The following is a 14110-nucleotide window of genomic DNA, read 5'->3' on the forward strand; positions in this document are numbered from 1 at the left end:
CAGCATGGACGTCCCCCGCGGCCGGATCATGTGAGCACCCGCGAACGCAGCACGAACATGCCCTGCGGCCGGATCTGCAGGAAGGCGATGATGACGGCGAAGACGATCACCTTGGCCAGCGAGGCGTCCGACCAGAACTCGGCGTAGGAGTTCAGCAGCCCCAGCCCGACGGCCGCGAGCACCGCCCCGCGCAGCTGCCCCAGCCCGCCCGCGACGACGACGAGGAAGGCGTCCACGATGTAGACCTCGCCCAGCGCCGGCCCGACGGGGCCGATGAGCGTGACCGCCACGCCCGCCACGCCGGCCAGCCCCGAGCCGATGAAGAACGTCAGCATGTCCACCCGGCCGGTGTCGATCCCGCTGGTGGCGGCCAGCCGCCGGTTCTGCACCACGGCCTGCGTCCTGCGGCCCAGCCCGGTACGCGTCAGGTACGCCCACACCGCCACCACGCCGGCCACCGCCAGCGCCATGATGAACAGCCGGTTGTAGGGCAGGATGCCGATCCCGCCCGCCAGCCACGCCGGGGCGGGCACCTGCACGTTGGGCGCGCCGAACAGGTCGCGGGCGAGCTGCTGCAGCACCAGGCTGACGCCCCAGGCGAGCAGCAGCGTGTCCAGCGGCCGGGCGTACAGGTGCCGGATCGCGGCCCGCTCCAGCACCAGCCCCATGAGCCCGGCGACCAGGAACGCCGCCGGCAGCGCCAGGAGCAGGTCCCCGATCAGGTACGCGGTGTAGGCCCCGGCCATGATGAACGACCCGTGCGCCATGTTGATCACACCCATCTGCCCGAACGTGAACGTCAGGCCGAGCGCGATCAGCAGCAGCACCGCCCCGATCGACAGCCCGATGGGGAGCTGGTTGACGAAGGCCGGCATCACTTCGCCCCCGCCAGGCCGGCCGCCCACGGGTAACCCTTGAGGTACGGGTCCGGCTTGATCGGCTCGCCCGAGTCCCACACCTGCTTGATCAGCCCGTCCGGCTGGATGACGCCGATGCGGGCGGTCTTGTACAGGTGCTGGTTCTCGCCGTCGATGGTGACCAGGCCCTCGGGGCGTTCGAGCGCGATGCCCGGCGCGGCCTTCCTGACCGCCTCGACCTCGGTCGTGCCCGCCTTCCTGACCGCCTCGGCCCACAGGTACACGGCGTTGTAGCCGGCCTCCATGGGGTCGGAGGTGACCTTGTCCTGGCCGTACTTGGCCTTGTACGCCTGCACGAACGCCTCGTTGGCCGGCGTCTCGGTGGTCTGGTAGTAGTTCCACGCGACCGGATGGCCGGCGATGTTGTCCACGCCGATGCCGGTGACCTCCTCCTCGGCGATGCTCACCGACAGCACCGGCATGCTCTCGGCGGTGGCGCCGGCGCTCTTGAGCTGCTTGAAGAAGGCCACGTTGCTGTCGCCGTTGAGCGTGTTGAACACCGCGTCCGGCCTGGCCTGGGTGACCTTGTTGACCAGGGTGGAGTATTCGGTGTGGCCCAGCGGGGTGTACTCCTCGCCGAGGATCTCCATGCCGTTCGCGGCCGCGTACGCCTTGATGATCTTGTTGGCGGTCCTCGGGAAGACGTAGTCGCTGCCCACCAGGAACAGGCGCTTCTTGCCCTGCTCCCGCAGGTAGTCGAGGCCGGGGATGATCTGCTGGTTGGTGGTGGCGCCGGTGTAGAAGATGTACGGCGAGCTCTCCAGCCCTTCGTACTGCACCGGATACCACAACAGCGCCTTGTGGCGTTCGAAGACCGGCAGCATCGCCTTCCTGCTGGCCGAGGTCCAGCCGCCGAAGACGGCGGCCACCTTGTCCTGCCTGATCAGCTTGGTGGCCTTCTCGGCGAACGTGGGCCAGTCGGAGGCGCCGTCCTCCACGACGGGCACCAGCTTCTTGCCGAGCACGCCGCCGGCCTTGTTGATCTCGTCGATGGCGAGCAGTTCGGCGTCGCGCACGGTGACCTCGCTGATGGCCATCGTGCCGCTGAGCGAGTGCAGGAGGCCGACCTTGATCTCGTTCGACTGGGCGGCGGATTCGGCGTCGGTTCCGCAGGCCGTCAGGGCCAGGAGGAGCATCGCGGAAACAAGCGGACGGGGGATGCGCACAGGAGTTCCTTTCCTGCCGACCGGTTCTGCGAGAAAGGTGACTCCGTGACATTTCGCCGGAAGATCCCGGGTGTTAATTGGCCATTGCCGAACGCGCACGTGTTCACCGAGCGTTCATCGGCACGGCGCGAAACTCATCCGACATGTCATGGCAACAGCTCCGAAACGGCCGGTTTCTAGGGTCCGGCCATGCGGCTTACCTCACACGAGCAGGAGCGGCTGCTCATCCACGTCGCCGCCGGGGTGGCGCGCGAGCGGCGGGCCAGGGGCCTGCGGCTCAACCACCCCGAGGCTACCGCCATCATCGCCTCGTTCCTCATGGAGGGCGCCAGGGACGGGCGCAGCGTGGCCGACCTGATGGAGGCCGGACGGTCGGTGCTCGGCCGGGCCGACGTCATGGAGGGCGTGCCGGAACTGCTGGAGAGCGTGCAGATCGAGGCCACGTTCCCCGACGGCACGAAACTGGTCACCGTCCACCGGCCGATCCCGTGATCCCCGGCGAGTACGTCCACCCCGAGGGGACGATCACGCTCAACCCCGGGCGCGAGCGGGTCACCGTGCGCGTGGTCAACACCGCCGACCGGCCCGTGCAGGTGGGCTCCCACTACCACTTCGCCGCCGCCAACCCGGGGCTGGACTTCGACCGGGAGGCGGCCTGGGGAATGCGGCTCGACGTGCCCGCCGGGACCGCCGTCAGGTTCGAGCCCGGCGTCGAGCGCGACGTGACGCTGGTGCCGCTGGCCGGCGCCCGCGTGGTGCCCGGCCTGCGGCCGGAGTGGGCGGGGCCGCTGGATGGCTGAGATCTCCCGCGCCCGCTACGCCGCCCTGTACGGCCCCACCACCGGCGACCGGATCCGCCTGGCCGACACCGACCTGTTCGTGGAGGTCACCGAGGACCTGTCCATGGGCCCGGCCGGCCCCGGCGACGAGGCCGTCTTCGGCGGCGGCAAGGTCATCCGCGAGTCCATGGGCCAGGCCAGGACCACCCGCGCGCAGGGCGCCGCCGACCTGGTCATCACCGGCGCGGTGATCCTCGACCACTGGGGCGTGGTCAAGGCCGACGTCGGCCTGCGCGACGGCCGCATCGACGCCATCGGCAAGGCCGGCAACCCCGACACCATGGACGGCGTGGACATCGTCATCGGCCCGTCCACGGAGATCCTCGCCGGCAACGGCAAGATCCTCACCGCCGGGGCCGTCGACTCGCACGTCCACCTCATCTGCCCGCAACTCCTCGACGAGGCCATCGCCTCCGGCGTCACCACGATCGTCGGCGGCGGCACCGGCCCGGTCGAGGGCACCAAGGCCACGACCGTCACGGGCACCTGGTACCTGAGCCGCATGCTGGAGTCGCTCGACGCCTACCCCCTGAACGTCGCGCTGCTCGGCAAGGGCAACACCGTCTCGGCCGAGGGCCTGCTCGAACAGCTGCGCGCCGGCGCCTCGGGCTTCAAGCTGCACGAGGACTGGGGCACCACGCCCGCCGCCATCGACGCCTGCCTGACCGTGGCCGACGCCACCGGCGTGCAGGTCACCATCCACACCGACACGCTCAACGAGGCCGGCTTCGTCGAGTCGACGCTCAAGGCGATCGGCGACCGGATGATCCACGCGTACCACACCGAGGGGGCCGGGGGCGGGCACGCGCCCGACATCATCCGCGTCGCCTCCTACCCCAACGTGCTGCCCTCCTCCACCAACCCCACCCGGCCGCACACCGTCAACACGCTCGACGAGCACCTCGACATGCTGATGGTCTGCCACCACCTCAACCCGTCGATCCCCGAGGACCTGGCCTTCGCCGAGTCGCGCATCCGGCCGACGACGATGGCCGCCGAGGACGTGCTGCACGACCTGGGCGCGATCTCGATGATCGGCTCCGACTCGCAGGCGATGGGCCGGATCGGCGAGACGATCATCCGTACGTGGCAGACGGCGCACGTCATGAAGGGCCGCCGCGGCCCGCTGGGCGAGGGCCCGGCCGACAACCTGCGCGCCCGCCGGTACATCGCCAAGTACACGATCTGCCCCGCCGTCGCCCACGGCCTGGACGCCGAGGTCGGCTCCGTCGAGCGCGGCAAGCTCGCCGACCTCGTCCTGTGGGACCCGGCCTTCTTCGGGGTCAAGCCCGACCTCGTGCTCAAGGGCGGCGTGGTGGCCTGGGCGCAGATGGGCGACGCCAACGCCTCCATCCCGACGCCGCAGCCGGTGCTGCCCCGCCCGATGTTCGGCGCCTCGCCGGTCACCGCCGCCGCCACGTCCCTCCACTTCGTCTCTCCCCTCGCGCTGGAGTCGGGGCTGGCGGACACCCTGGCGGTACGGCGGCGGCTGGCGCCCGTGGCGGACGTCCGCCGTCGCGGCAAGTCGGACATGCCCCTCAACGACGCGCTGCCCCGGATCGAGGTCGCGCCCGACACCTTCGAGGTCCGCGTCGACGGGGACCTCATCGAGCCCGCCCCCGCCGTCACCCTGCCCATGGCCCAGCGGTACTTCCTGTTCTGATGCACCCGTCCCTGCTGCTCCTCACCGACTCCCGCCTCCCGGCCGGCGGCCACGCCCACTCGGGCGGCGTGGAACGCGCCGTCACCACGGGGGCGGTGCACGACGTGCCCTCGCTGGCGTCCTTCCTCCGGGGCCGCCTGCACACGGCCGGCGCCCTGGCCGCCGCCCTGACGGCCGCCGCCTGCGCGCAGGCCCCGCGCGCCGGACGGGACGCGTGGCAGGCGCTGGACGCCGAAGTGGACGCCAGGACGGCCGCGCCCGCCCAGCGGGACGCCTCGCGTACCCAGGGCAGGCTGCTGCTCAGGGTCGCCCGCCGGATCTGGCCGGCGGCGCTCCTGGACGACCTGGCCGCCGCCGTCGCCAGCCCGCACCACCCGATCGCCCTCGGGGCCGCCGCGCACGTCGCGGGCGCCACCCCGGAGGAGGCGGCGCTGGCGGCGGCCTACCACTCCGTCACCGGCCCCGCCACGGCCGCCGTCCGCCTCCTGGGCCTCGACCCGGTGGCCGTGCACGCCCTGCTGGCCGACCTCACCCCCGACCTCACCGCCGTCACCACAGTGACCGCCACCGACACCTTTGGCACCGCCGCCACCTCCGGCACCGCCGCCACCTGCGGCGCCGCCACCTGCGGCACCGCCCCGGACTGCCCGGCGGGCAGCCCGGCCCCCGCCCTCCAGGGCTGGGCGGCGCTGCCCGCGCACTCGGCTCCGGCCCTGGACCTCCTCGCCGAGCAGCACGCGCAGGCCGAGGTCCGGCTCTTCATCTCCTGACAGGAAGGACTCCCGCATGGGCGCCAACCACGACGACCACCACCACGCCCCCGACGGCCGCGGCCGGGCGCTGCGCCTCGGCGTGGGCGGCCCGGTGGGCAGCGGCAAGACGGCCCTGGTGGCGGCCCTGTGCCGCACCCTGGGCCCGTCGCTCTCGCTGGGCGTGGTGACCAACGACATCTACACCACCGAGGACGCCGACTTCCTGCGCCGGGCGGGCGTGCTCGACCAGGAGCGGATCCTGGCCGTGGAGACCGGCTGCTGCCCGCACACCGCCATCCGCGACGACATCGCCGCCAACCTCGACGCCGTGGAGACCCTGGAGCACCGGTTCGGCCCCCTGGACCTGGTGATCGTCGAGAGCGGCGGCGACAACCTGACGGCCACGTTCAGCCGGGGGCTGGCCGACCGGCAGATCTTCGTGCTGGACGTGTCGGGCGGCGACAAGGTGCCGCGCAAGGGCGGCCCGGGCGTCACGACGGCGGACCTGCTGGTGGTCAACAAGACCGACCTGGCGCCGATGGTGGGCGCGGACCTGGGGGTGATGGCGCGCGACGCGGCGGCCGTACGCGGAGACCGGCCGGTCCTGTTCACCTCGATCCGCCAGGAGCCCACCGCGGCCACGGTCGCCGCCTGGGTCACCGAACAGGTCCGCGCCTGGCCCCACACCCACGCCTCCCCCGTCGCGTGACACCCCACCGGCCTCCTCACGCGGGCGGCGGGATACGAGCCGCGGCCGCCGTGACGACCGCGCGGGCCGCGTCCCCGACCGCGGGCGGCGGGATACGGGCCGAGGCCGCCGTGGCGACCGCGCGGGCCGCGGACGGCCGTACGGTGGTGAGCCGGCTGGCCTCCGCGCCCCCGCTGACGCTGCGCCAGACGGGCCCGCACACCGTCCACCTCGTCTCCACCGCGGCGGGCCCGCTCGGCGGCGACCGCCTGGCCCTGGACCTGGACGTCGCCCCGCACACCACGCTGGAGCTGGCCTCGGTCGCGGCCACCCTGGTCCTGCCCGGCACGGGCCGGTCCGAGCTGCTGGTCACCGCCCGGGTGGGCGCGGGCGCCACGCTGCGCTTCGCGCCGGAGCCCACGGTGCTGGCCGCCGGCTGCGACCACCGCCTCCTGGTACGCCTCGACCTGGCCGCGGACGCGGACGTGCTGTGGCGCGAGGAGATCGTCTTCGGCCGCCACGGCGAGGCGTCCGGACGCTGCCACGCCCGCTTCGACGCCACCCGCGACGGCCTGCCGGTGCTGCGGCAGGAGTTCACGGCCGGCGACCCGGACCTCGGCGCCTCCCCGGCCATGTACGGCGGGGCCCGCTGCGTCGGCACCACCTTCCTGACCACCCCCGCCAAGGAGGCGGCCGTCGCCGAGGGCGTCGCGGTCCTGCCCCTGGCCGCCCCCGGCACCCTGGTCTCGGCGCTGGCGTCCGACGCGGTCCAGCTCCGCTCCCGCCTGGAATGGGGCGAAACCCTCGCGACAGGCCGGCGACCCGGCAGCGCGGCGCCGTAAGCTCGCACGTTGCCGCGGCTTAGGTGACGACTCCGTTGCGTACGGTGGTGGGGCCGCCCCGCCCGGCATACAGTGATCGGGTGGCCGACGACCTCATGCCCACGCCCGCCCGCCCGAGAGCCCGCCGTGGATATGCCCTGGCCGTCGCCGCCGCCGGAGCGCTCCTCGCGGTCTGCGCCGTCCTGCCGTGGGCGGGGCTGCAGGCGACGAGCAGCCTCATCGGCGGCGGGGTGGCCAGTGACGTGCGCGGCGTGGACGACGTGTTCGGCGTCTACGCGCTGGTGGCCGGGCTGGCGGCGCTGGGCTGCGGCCTGGCCGGGGCGATGTCGCGTCCCAGGCTCGCCGCGCTGGCCGTGGTGCCGGGCGGCGCGGCGCTGGCGGTGCTGCTGATGTTCGTGACCGAGAGCGGCGGGATGCGCGACCGGATCTCCGTCGACCTGGGCGACCTGCTGTCGATCGAGCCGGTCATCAGGGCCGGCTGGTTCGCCGCGCTGGCGTGCGCGACGGCGATCGTCCTGCTGTCGCTGCTGGCGTTGTTCCGCCGCTCCTGACCCCCGTCCGCGACCGGGCGCGGGACCGGCGGGATCACCCTGCCGGCGATGTCCCGCCGCTCCTGACCCCCTCCGCCAGCAGGGCGCGGGGCCGGCGGGATCAGTCGTAGAAGCCCAGCCGGCGCAGCTGCTTGGGATCGCGCTGCCAGTCCTTGGCCACGCTGATCCGCAGGTCGAGATAGACCCGCGTGCCCATCAGCGCCTCGATCTGCTTGCGGGCCTTGGTGCCCACCTCGCGCAGCCGCTCGCCCTTGTGCCCGATGACGATCGCCTTCTGCGAGGGCCGCTCGACGAACAGGTGGGCGTAGATGTCGAGCAGGTCGTCGCGCCCCTCCCGGGGCAACATCTCGTCGACGACCACGGCGATGGAGTGGGGCAGCTCGTCGCGCACGCCCTCCAGCGCGGCCTCCCGGATCAGCTCGCCCACCAGCACCTGCTCGGGCTCGTCGGTGAGCCGGCCGTCCTCGTAGAGCGGCGGCGACTCCGGCAGGTGCTCGATCAGCACGTCGGCCAGCGTGTCGAGCCGCTCGCCCGACTGCGCCGACACCGGCACGATCGCCGCGAACTCCGCCACCTGCGACACCGCCAGCAGCTGCTCGGCGACCTGCTCCTTGGTCGCCAGGTCGCACTTGGTCACCACGGCGATGACCGGCGTCTTCTTCACCGCGGCCAGCTTGTCGGCGATGAACCGGTCGCCCTTGCCGATGGGCTCGTTGGCCGGGACGCAGAAGCCGATCGCGTCGACCTCGGTCAGCGTGGACAGCACCAGGCTGTCGAGCCGCTCGCCGAGCAGCGTGCGCGGCCGGTGCAGGCCGGGGGTGTCGACGATGATGAGCTGGGCGTCGGGCCGGTGCACGATGCCCCTGATGACGCGCCTGGTCGTCTGCGGCTTGGACGAGGTGATCGCCACCTTCGTGCCGACCAGGGCGTTCATCAACGTGGACTTGCCGACGTTCGGCCTCCCCACGAAACAGGCGAATCCGGCGCGATGGTTGTCTGGCGAAGTCACCTCTGCATTGTGTCCCATCATCGAGCGTGTTCACGCCACCACGCGAACGCCCGGGGAGCCACGCCGGGCGTCCAGGCGGTCGTGCTCAGCCCGGCCACCTCATGCTCCGGCACCCAGCGGAAGTCGTTGATCTCCACGCCGTCGGGCTGCGGCGCGGGCGAGCCGGGCGCGAGCACGCAGGCGTAGGCGGCGATGACGTAGCCGACCTCGTGCCCGTTGGGATAGAGGGTGCGGAACTCGGGCCCGCCGTACACGCCGATCAGGCCCCGCACCTCGATCCGGACGCCGAGCTCCTCCCGCAGCTCCCTGACCACCGCGTCCTGCGGCCGCTCGTCGGGGTCGACGCCCCCGCCGGGGGCGCCCCAGAGCCCGACGTCGCCGTGCCGGGCCAGCAGCAGCCGGCCGGTGTCGTCGAACACGAACCCGGCCACCGAAGGCAGCATGATCAGGTCGCCCCCGACCTTCTCCCGGAGCCTCGCCAGGAACGGCGACATCGGCATGGTCAGCCTCGCAGAGTGCCGTCGGGGCCGGCCACGAGCAGCTTGGCGACGCCCAGCTCGGCCGCCACGGCCTCGTCGCCGGGGGCGGGATCGCCCTCGCTCACCAGCGCCACGGCCTCCAGGGAGCGCGCGCCGCTGGAGATCGCCATGGCCACCGCCACCTGCACCGCCGACAGCGTCAGCGCGGACAGGGCCACGTTGGTCGCCGAGTAGGTGCGGCCGGTCTCGTCGCGCACGGCCGCTCCCTCGGCGGAGCCGTTGCGCGCCCGCGCGGCACGGGCCAGTGTGATGATCTTGCTGTCTTCAGGATTCACGCACTACAGGTTAGGCGGTGGCCATGGAGATCGCCGCCTCGACCACCTTCCTGGTACGCGCGGCGTCCACGTCGTTCATCCCTGTGTGCACCACGGACACCAGCGTGTCCCCGACACGGGACAGGACGACGTCCATCGCGTACGGGTAACCGTTCAGCCGTCCGCTCAACCGCCCGGCCACGGACTCGTCGCCGGCGCCGCGTACCGTGAGGGGGCGCAGCCGCAGGTCGGTGCCGCTGGAGGTGCGCACGGCGCGGCAGGCCCCCATCGCCTCCGCCAGGTCGGCGAGGTGCCCCGCGGCCTCCTCGTTCGCATACCTGGCCAGCCCCACCCCGGCCTGCTCCCCCAGCCCGTCGCCCTGATAGCTGACGGCCGCCTGCGCGGTCAGCGCCTGCCCGGGCGCCCGCCCGCCGGCCGGCTCCAGCACGGCCCTGCAGTCCTTGTCCGCCTGCCCGAACGGCATCCGCCACGCCTGCTCCGGGCGCGCCGTGAAGCCGTCCGGCAGGGGCGGCTCCTTGCTGAGCGCCTCGCGCAACTGGGCCATGGCCCGGGCGTCGAGGAAGCTCTCCGCGCCCCCTCCTCCGCATCCCGCCAGGAGGCCGGCCACCAGCGCACAAGAGATGATCCCAGGTTTTCGTTTCATGATCCCCCCTTGGAGTGTTGCCTCCCCAAGAGACGAATGCGGCAATCCACCGGAGTGTCTACCAACACGCAAAAAGGGTGTTCCCCTCCGGTTTTCCGGACGAGAACACCCTTTACGCCGAGCAGCGTCCGACCGGGCTAGCAGGCCGGGACGCTGTCGTCCCCCCAGGATCGTCCTCCGGCCGCGAACCCCACCCGGCCTTCGGACTGTTTCCCCTTGTGACACCCACCGCACTGGATGTCGTGAGAAAAGAGTGCCGGACGCCGGTTGCAGACCGCTTGTAGAACACTTGCGGCTTCCGCCACCTTTGCCGCACCCGGGAGATGCGCGCGGCTCAGTCGCGTTCGGCGGTGGCGGACACGACCGCGTCCTGCGGTGGCGTGACCCGCCGCACCACCACCGTGCTGATGCGGTTGCGCCGCCCCGCCAGCGTCTCGGCGGTCAGCGACAACCCGGCCACCTCCGCCTGCGACCCCGCGATCGGCACCCGGCCCAGCGCGTGGGCCAGCAGCCCGCCCACCGTCTCCACGTCGTCGACCTCGATCTCGGTGTCGAACAGCTCGGCCAGCTCGTCCACCGGCATGCGCGCCGTCACCCGCATCCCGCCGTCGGGCATGGCCTCCACGCGGGGCGCCTCCTGGTCGTACTCGTCGGTGATCTCCCCGACGATCTCCTCCAGGACGTCCTCGATCGTGACCAGGCCGGCGGTGCCGCCGTACTCGTCGATGACGATCGCCATGTGGATCTGCCGCGCCTGCATCTCCCGCATGAGCTGGTCGATCGGCTTGCTCTCCGGCACGTAGGCGGCCGTCCGCATGATCGACTCGACCGTGTCCTTGCCGCCGCCCTCGCCCGCCTCGTGGATCTTGCGGGCGATGTCCTTGAGGTAGGCGATGCCGATGACGTCGTCTTCGTTCTCCCCCAGCACCGGGATGCGGGAGAACCCGCTGCGCAGCGCCAGCGACAGCGCCTGGCTGATGGTCTTGCCGCGCTCGATGAACACCATGTCGGTGCGGGGCACCATGACCTCGCGCACCAGCGTGTCACCCAGCTCGAACACCGAGTGGATCATCTCGCGCTCGTCCGGCTCGATCACCCGGCGCTCCTCGGCCAGGTCGACCAGGTCACGCAGCTCGGCCTCGGAGGTGAACGGGCCGTCGCGGAAGCCCTTGCCGGGCGTGAGCGCGTTGCCCAGCAGGATGAGCAGCTTGGGCAGGGGGCCGAAGATACGGGTCAGGCCGTACACGATGGGGGCGCTGGCCAGCGCCACCGGCTCGGCGTGCTGACGCCCCAGCGTGCGGGGCATCACCCCGACCACCACGTAGCTGATCACGATCATCACGACCGCGGCCCAGACGTAGGCCCAGCCCTGGTCGTGCATGAGATCGATGAACAGCAGCGTCGCGATCACGGTCGCGACCAGCTCGCAGCTCAGCCGCAGCAGCAGGAGCAGGTTGAGGTAGCGCGGCGGATCGGTCACGATCGCCTGCAGCCGCGCCGCCCCTCGCCTGCCCTCGCGGGTGTACTCCTCCGCGCGCACCCTGGAGATGCGCGTCAGTGCCGTTTCCGCACTGGCGATCAGGCCACCAATGACCACGAGGGCGATGGCCGACAACAACCAGGCGTTCACCGCGGGTTGCGCACCTCCTGCCACGACTCGAGGAGCCGGGACTGCAGTCCGAACATCTCCTTGTGCTCCTCAGGCTCGGCGTGATCATAACCGAGCAGGTGGAGGATGCCGTGGGTGCACAGCAGCTCAAGCTCGTCGGCCGTGCTGTGACCCGCCTCCTCCGCCTGCCGGGCGGCCACCTGCGGGCAGAGCACGACGTCGCCGAGCAGCGCCGGGTCGGCGGGCCCCTCGGACTCGCCGCGCGCGCCGCCGCCGGGACGCAGCTCGTCCATCGGGAACGCCAGCACGTCGGTCGGCCCCGGCTCGCCCATCCACTTCTCGTGCAGCTCGGCCATGGCGTCCTCGTCGACCACCACGATGGACAGCTCGGCGAGCGGGTTGATGCCCATCTCGCCGAGCACGTGACTGGCCAGGGCGACGAGGCTCTCCTCGTCGACCCCCACGCCGGACTCGTTGTTGATCTCGATGCTCATGGCCGCCGCTTCCCCCGCTGCTGAATGGCCTTCGGCTCCTGCGCCTGCTGCGAAGCGTCGTAGCGCCCGTAGGCGTCGACGATCTCGCTGACCAGCTTGTGACGCACGACGTCGGAGCTGGTCAGCCGGGCGAAGTGGATGTCGGGGATGCCGTCGAGGATCTCCTGCACCACCCGCAGCCCGCTCACCGTGCCGGACGGCAGGTCGACCTGCGTGACGTCACCGGTCACCACGATCTTGGAGTTGAACCCCAGCCGGGTCAGGAACATCTTCATCTGCTCGGCCGAGGAGTTCTGCGCCTCGTCGAGGATGATGAAGGCGTCGTTGAGCGTGTTGTGGGTCAGGAGGAAGTCCTCGGTGACGTACAACGAGTCTTCCGCCGCCACCTGGATGCACACGCACTCCGCCGTGCCGCGCGGCTCGATGCGGTCCACGTAGCGCATGGGGCGACCGCCGCCGTGCGCTCTGTAGACCTCCGCCTTCCGCGTCAGGCGGAAGGGCTCGATGCCTTCGGGGAGCCGGATGTCGAGGATGTGCGCGTCGTGGCGGTGATGGACCTGCCGGCCTCTCGCGAGCCCCGGCTGGCGATCCTTCGCCGGGCGCGTGCGCCAGTAGGCGACACCCCCGAGTGACCGGACGAGGAAGACCACGTCGTCACGGAGCCGGGACGAGACGGTGGCGAAGTGCACGCGGCACGTCCGGCCCTGCTGCGTGACCGGGCCGCCGTCCGCGTCGAGCAGCCCCTGCAGCACCGCGAGCCTGATCTCCGGCGTGTTGCGGAGATAGACCTCGGGCACGAATTTCGTCGACGATCGGCAGCCCGCCAGGCCCAGCTCCCGCATCACTTCGGTGACCGGATTGGCGATCGTCATGCTGTCCCCGGGCCGCCTCACCCGGTTGATCACGTAATCCGGTCCGCCCCTCCAGCGCATCCGCACGCCGGGAAGAGCGCGCTCGAGCGCCTCGGCGAGCTCTGGGTCGTTCGTGGCGAAACTCGGGGTCGTCGTGCCGGTGATGCACCCGTCGCCCAGGAGCAGGCCCAGCGCGTACGCGTCCATCGGGACGTCACGCTCGGGGAAGTGCACCGGTGCGGTGAGCGTCGGCAACTCCCACTTGCGGTAGTGGGCGGTCCGCAGGTCGCCGATCATGTCCTTGGTCTCCAGCACGCGCCACGGCTTGCCCCGGTTGGCGTCGTCGCGGGTGCGGACCGTCCAGAGGTGGTTCTCGCAGGCCAGCACCGAGGCGCCGTCCTGGCTGTGGAGCCGATAGATCTTCTTCTCGCCCTGGGGATAGACCCCCAGCACGGGAGTGGGCTCGCCGTTGGAACCGATGACGAGGTCACCGACCTGCAACTCCCCGATCGGGCGCCACCCGTCCGGGGTCAGCACACCCGTGCTCACCGGCTGCGCCCGGCCGCGCATGTACGCCAGGGGCGCGACCTCGATCGTGCCCGCGGCCATGAGCTTGGGGATCGAGTCGGGGTCGACCATGTCGTGCAGCGCGTCGTAGAGCGGCCGCAGGTAGGGGTCGATCTTCTCGTAGAGGGTGCCGGGCAGGAAGCCGAGCCGCTCGCCCGCCTCGACCGCCGGCCGGGTCAGGATGATGCGGTTGACCCGCTTCTCCTGCAGCGCCCGCACGGCCTTGGCCATCGCGAGGTAGGTCTTGCCGGTGCCCGCGGGCCCGATGCCGAACACGACCGTGTGCTTGTCGATCGCGTCGACGTAACGCTTCTGGTTGACGGTCTTGGGCCTGATGGTGCGGCCGCGCGAGGAGAGGATGTCGAGCGACAGCACCTCGGCCGGCCGGTCGGAGGTCATGCGGAGCATGGCGATGCTGCGCTCGACCGCGTCGGGGGTGAGCTCACCGCCGCTGCGCAGGACCTCGACGAGCTCCTCGAAGAGGCGCACCACGGTGCCGCTCTCGTCGGGGCTGCCGGTGACGGTGATCTCGTTTCCGCGCACGTGGATGTCGGCCCTGAAGGCGCCCTCGATGACGCGGAGCAGCTCGTCTCGGGAGCCCAGGAGGCTGACCATCGGGTATTCGTCCGGTATCAGCACCTTCGCCTGAGTCCGCGAAGGAGGTGCCGTGCGTCGGGATTCGTGTAGTTCGGACATGGGCAGGCC

At 71.8% G+C, this 14110-nt stretch carries 15 protein-coding genes and 3 pseudogenes; 7 read left to right on the plus strand and 11 right to left on the minus strand.

Annotated features, from left to right (window positions below; genetic code table 11):
- Positions 1-26: 26 nt before the first annotated feature.
- Both urtB and urtA read right to left on the minus strand, forming a co-directional pair.
- Complete coding sequence (gene urtB / locus IO39_RS48260; protein ID WP_043640973.1) at positions 27-875, minus strand: urea ABC transporter permease subunit UrtB; 849 nt, start codon at positions 873-875, stop codon at positions 27-29.
- Complete coding sequence (gene urtA / locus IO39_RS48265) at positions 875-2053, minus strand: urea ABC transporter substrate-binding protein (protein WP_052424323.1); 1179 nt, start codon at positions 2051-2053, stop codon at positions 875-877. The genes urtB and urtA overlap by 1 nt, the downstream gene beginning before the upstream one ends.
- 219 nt (positions 2054-2272) lie before the next feature.
- Here urtA and IO39_RS48270 point away from each other — a divergent pair, with 219 nt between their 5' ends.
- From IO39_RS48270 to IO39_RS48300, 7 genes are all read left to right on the plus strand, one after another.
- The gene (locus IO39_RS48270) at positions 2273-2575 is read left to right on the plus strand and encodes an urease subunit gamma (protein ID WP_043640526.1); all 303 of its coding nucleotides are present in this window, start codon (positions 2273-2275) and stop codon (positions 2573-2575) included.
- On the plus strand, positions 2572-2883 hold the full coding sequence (locus tag IO39_RS48275) for an urease subunit beta (protein WP_043640529.1): 312 nt from the start codon (positions 2572-2574) through the stop codon (positions 2881-2883). The genes IO39_RS48270 and IO39_RS48275 overlap by 4 nt, the downstream gene beginning before the upstream one ends.
- Complete coding sequence (locus IO39_RS48280) at positions 2876-4585, plus strand: urease subunit alpha (RefSeq protein WP_043640532.1); 1710 nt, start codon at positions 2876-2878, stop codon at positions 4583-4585. Before IO39_RS48275 ends, IO39_RS48280 begins: the two co-directional genes overlap by 8 nt.
- Entirely contained in the window at positions 4585-5355 is a 771-nt protein-coding gene (locus tag IO39_RS48285; protein ID WP_043640534.1) for an urease accessory protein UreF, read from the plus strand. Before IO39_RS48280 ends, IO39_RS48285 begins: the two co-directional genes overlap by 1 nt.
- Positions 5356-5371: 16 nt before the next feature.
- Positions 5372-6046, plus strand: coding sequence for an urease accessory protein UreG (gene ureG / locus IO39_RS48290; RefSeq protein ID WP_043640537.1), 675 nt, complete (start codon positions 5372-5374; stop codon positions 6044-6046).
- 50 nt (positions 6047-6096) lie between these two features.
- Entirely contained in the window at positions 6097-6867 is a 771-nt protein-coding gene (locus IO39_RS48295) for an urease accessory protein UreD (protein WP_084774760.1), read from the plus strand.
- Between the two features lie 80 nt (positions 6868-6947).
- Positions 6948-7418, plus strand: coding sequence for a hypothetical protein (locus IO39_RS48300; protein ID WP_043640538.1), 471 nt, complete (start codon positions 6948-6950; stop codon positions 7416-7418).
- Between the two features lie 100 nt (positions 7419-7518).
- Here the strand turns inward: IO39_RS48300 and era are convergent, their stop codons facing one another.
- The 9 genes and pseudogenes from era to IO39_RS58635 all read right to left on the minus strand — a co-directional run.
- Complete coding sequence (gene era, locus IO39_RS48305) at positions 7519-8427, minus strand: GTPase Era (protein ID WP_245642693.1); 909 nt, start codon at positions 8425-8427, stop codon at positions 7519-7521.
- A gap of 17 nt (positions 8428-8444) precedes the next feature.
- Entirely contained in the window at positions 8445-8927 is a 483-nt protein-coding gene (locus IO39_RS48310) for an NUDIX domain-containing protein (protein ID WP_043640543.1), read from the minus strand.
- Between the two features lie 2 nt (positions 8928-8929).
- Complete coding sequence (locus tag IO39_RS48315; RefSeq protein ID WP_043640546.1) at positions 8930-9241, minus strand: cytidine deaminase-like protein; 312 nt, start codon at positions 9239-9241, stop codon at positions 8930-8932.
- Positions 9242-9251: 10 nt separating this feature from the next.
- On the minus strand, positions 9252-9884 hold the full coding sequence (locus tag IO39_RS48320) for a hypothetical protein (protein ID WP_157549915.1): 633 nt from the start codon (positions 9882-9884) through the stop codon (positions 9252-9254).
- Positions 9885-10218: 334 nt separating this feature from the next.
- Positions 10219-11514, minus strand: a complete 1296-nt coding sequence (locus IO39_RS48325; protein ID WP_043640550.1) for a hemolysin family protein — start codon at positions 11512-11514, stop codon at positions 10219-10221.
- The gene (gene ybeY, locus IO39_RS48330; RefSeq protein ID WP_043640553.1) at positions 11511-11987 is read right to left on the minus strand and encodes an rRNA maturation RNase YbeY; all 477 of its coding nucleotides are present in this window, start codon (positions 11985-11987) and stop codon (positions 11511-11513) included. The genes IO39_RS48325 and ybeY overlap by 4 nt, the downstream gene beginning before the upstream one ends.
- Positions 11984-12319 (minus strand): annotated as a pseudogene (locus IO39_RS58625) (PhoH family protein); the annotation flags it as partial. The gene ybeY and the pseudogene IO39_RS58625, both read right to left, overlap by 4 nt.
- Positions 12320-12583: 264 nt before the next feature.
- Positions 12584-13408: pseudogene (locus tag IO39_RS59555) on the minus strand (LAGLIDADG family homing endonuclease); the annotation flags it as partial.
- A pseudogene (locus tag IO39_RS58635) lies at positions 13397-14020 on the minus strand (PhoH family protein); the annotation flags it as partial. The pseudogenes IO39_RS59555 and IO39_RS58635, both read right to left, overlap by 12 nt.
- Between the last annotated feature and the right edge of the window lie 90 nt (positions 14021-14110).

Source organism: Nonomuraea candida (assembly GCF_000725485.1).
Taxonomy (GTDB): Bacteria; Actinomycetota; Actinomycetes; order Streptosporangiales; family Streptosporangiaceae; genus Nonomuraea; species Nonomuraea candida.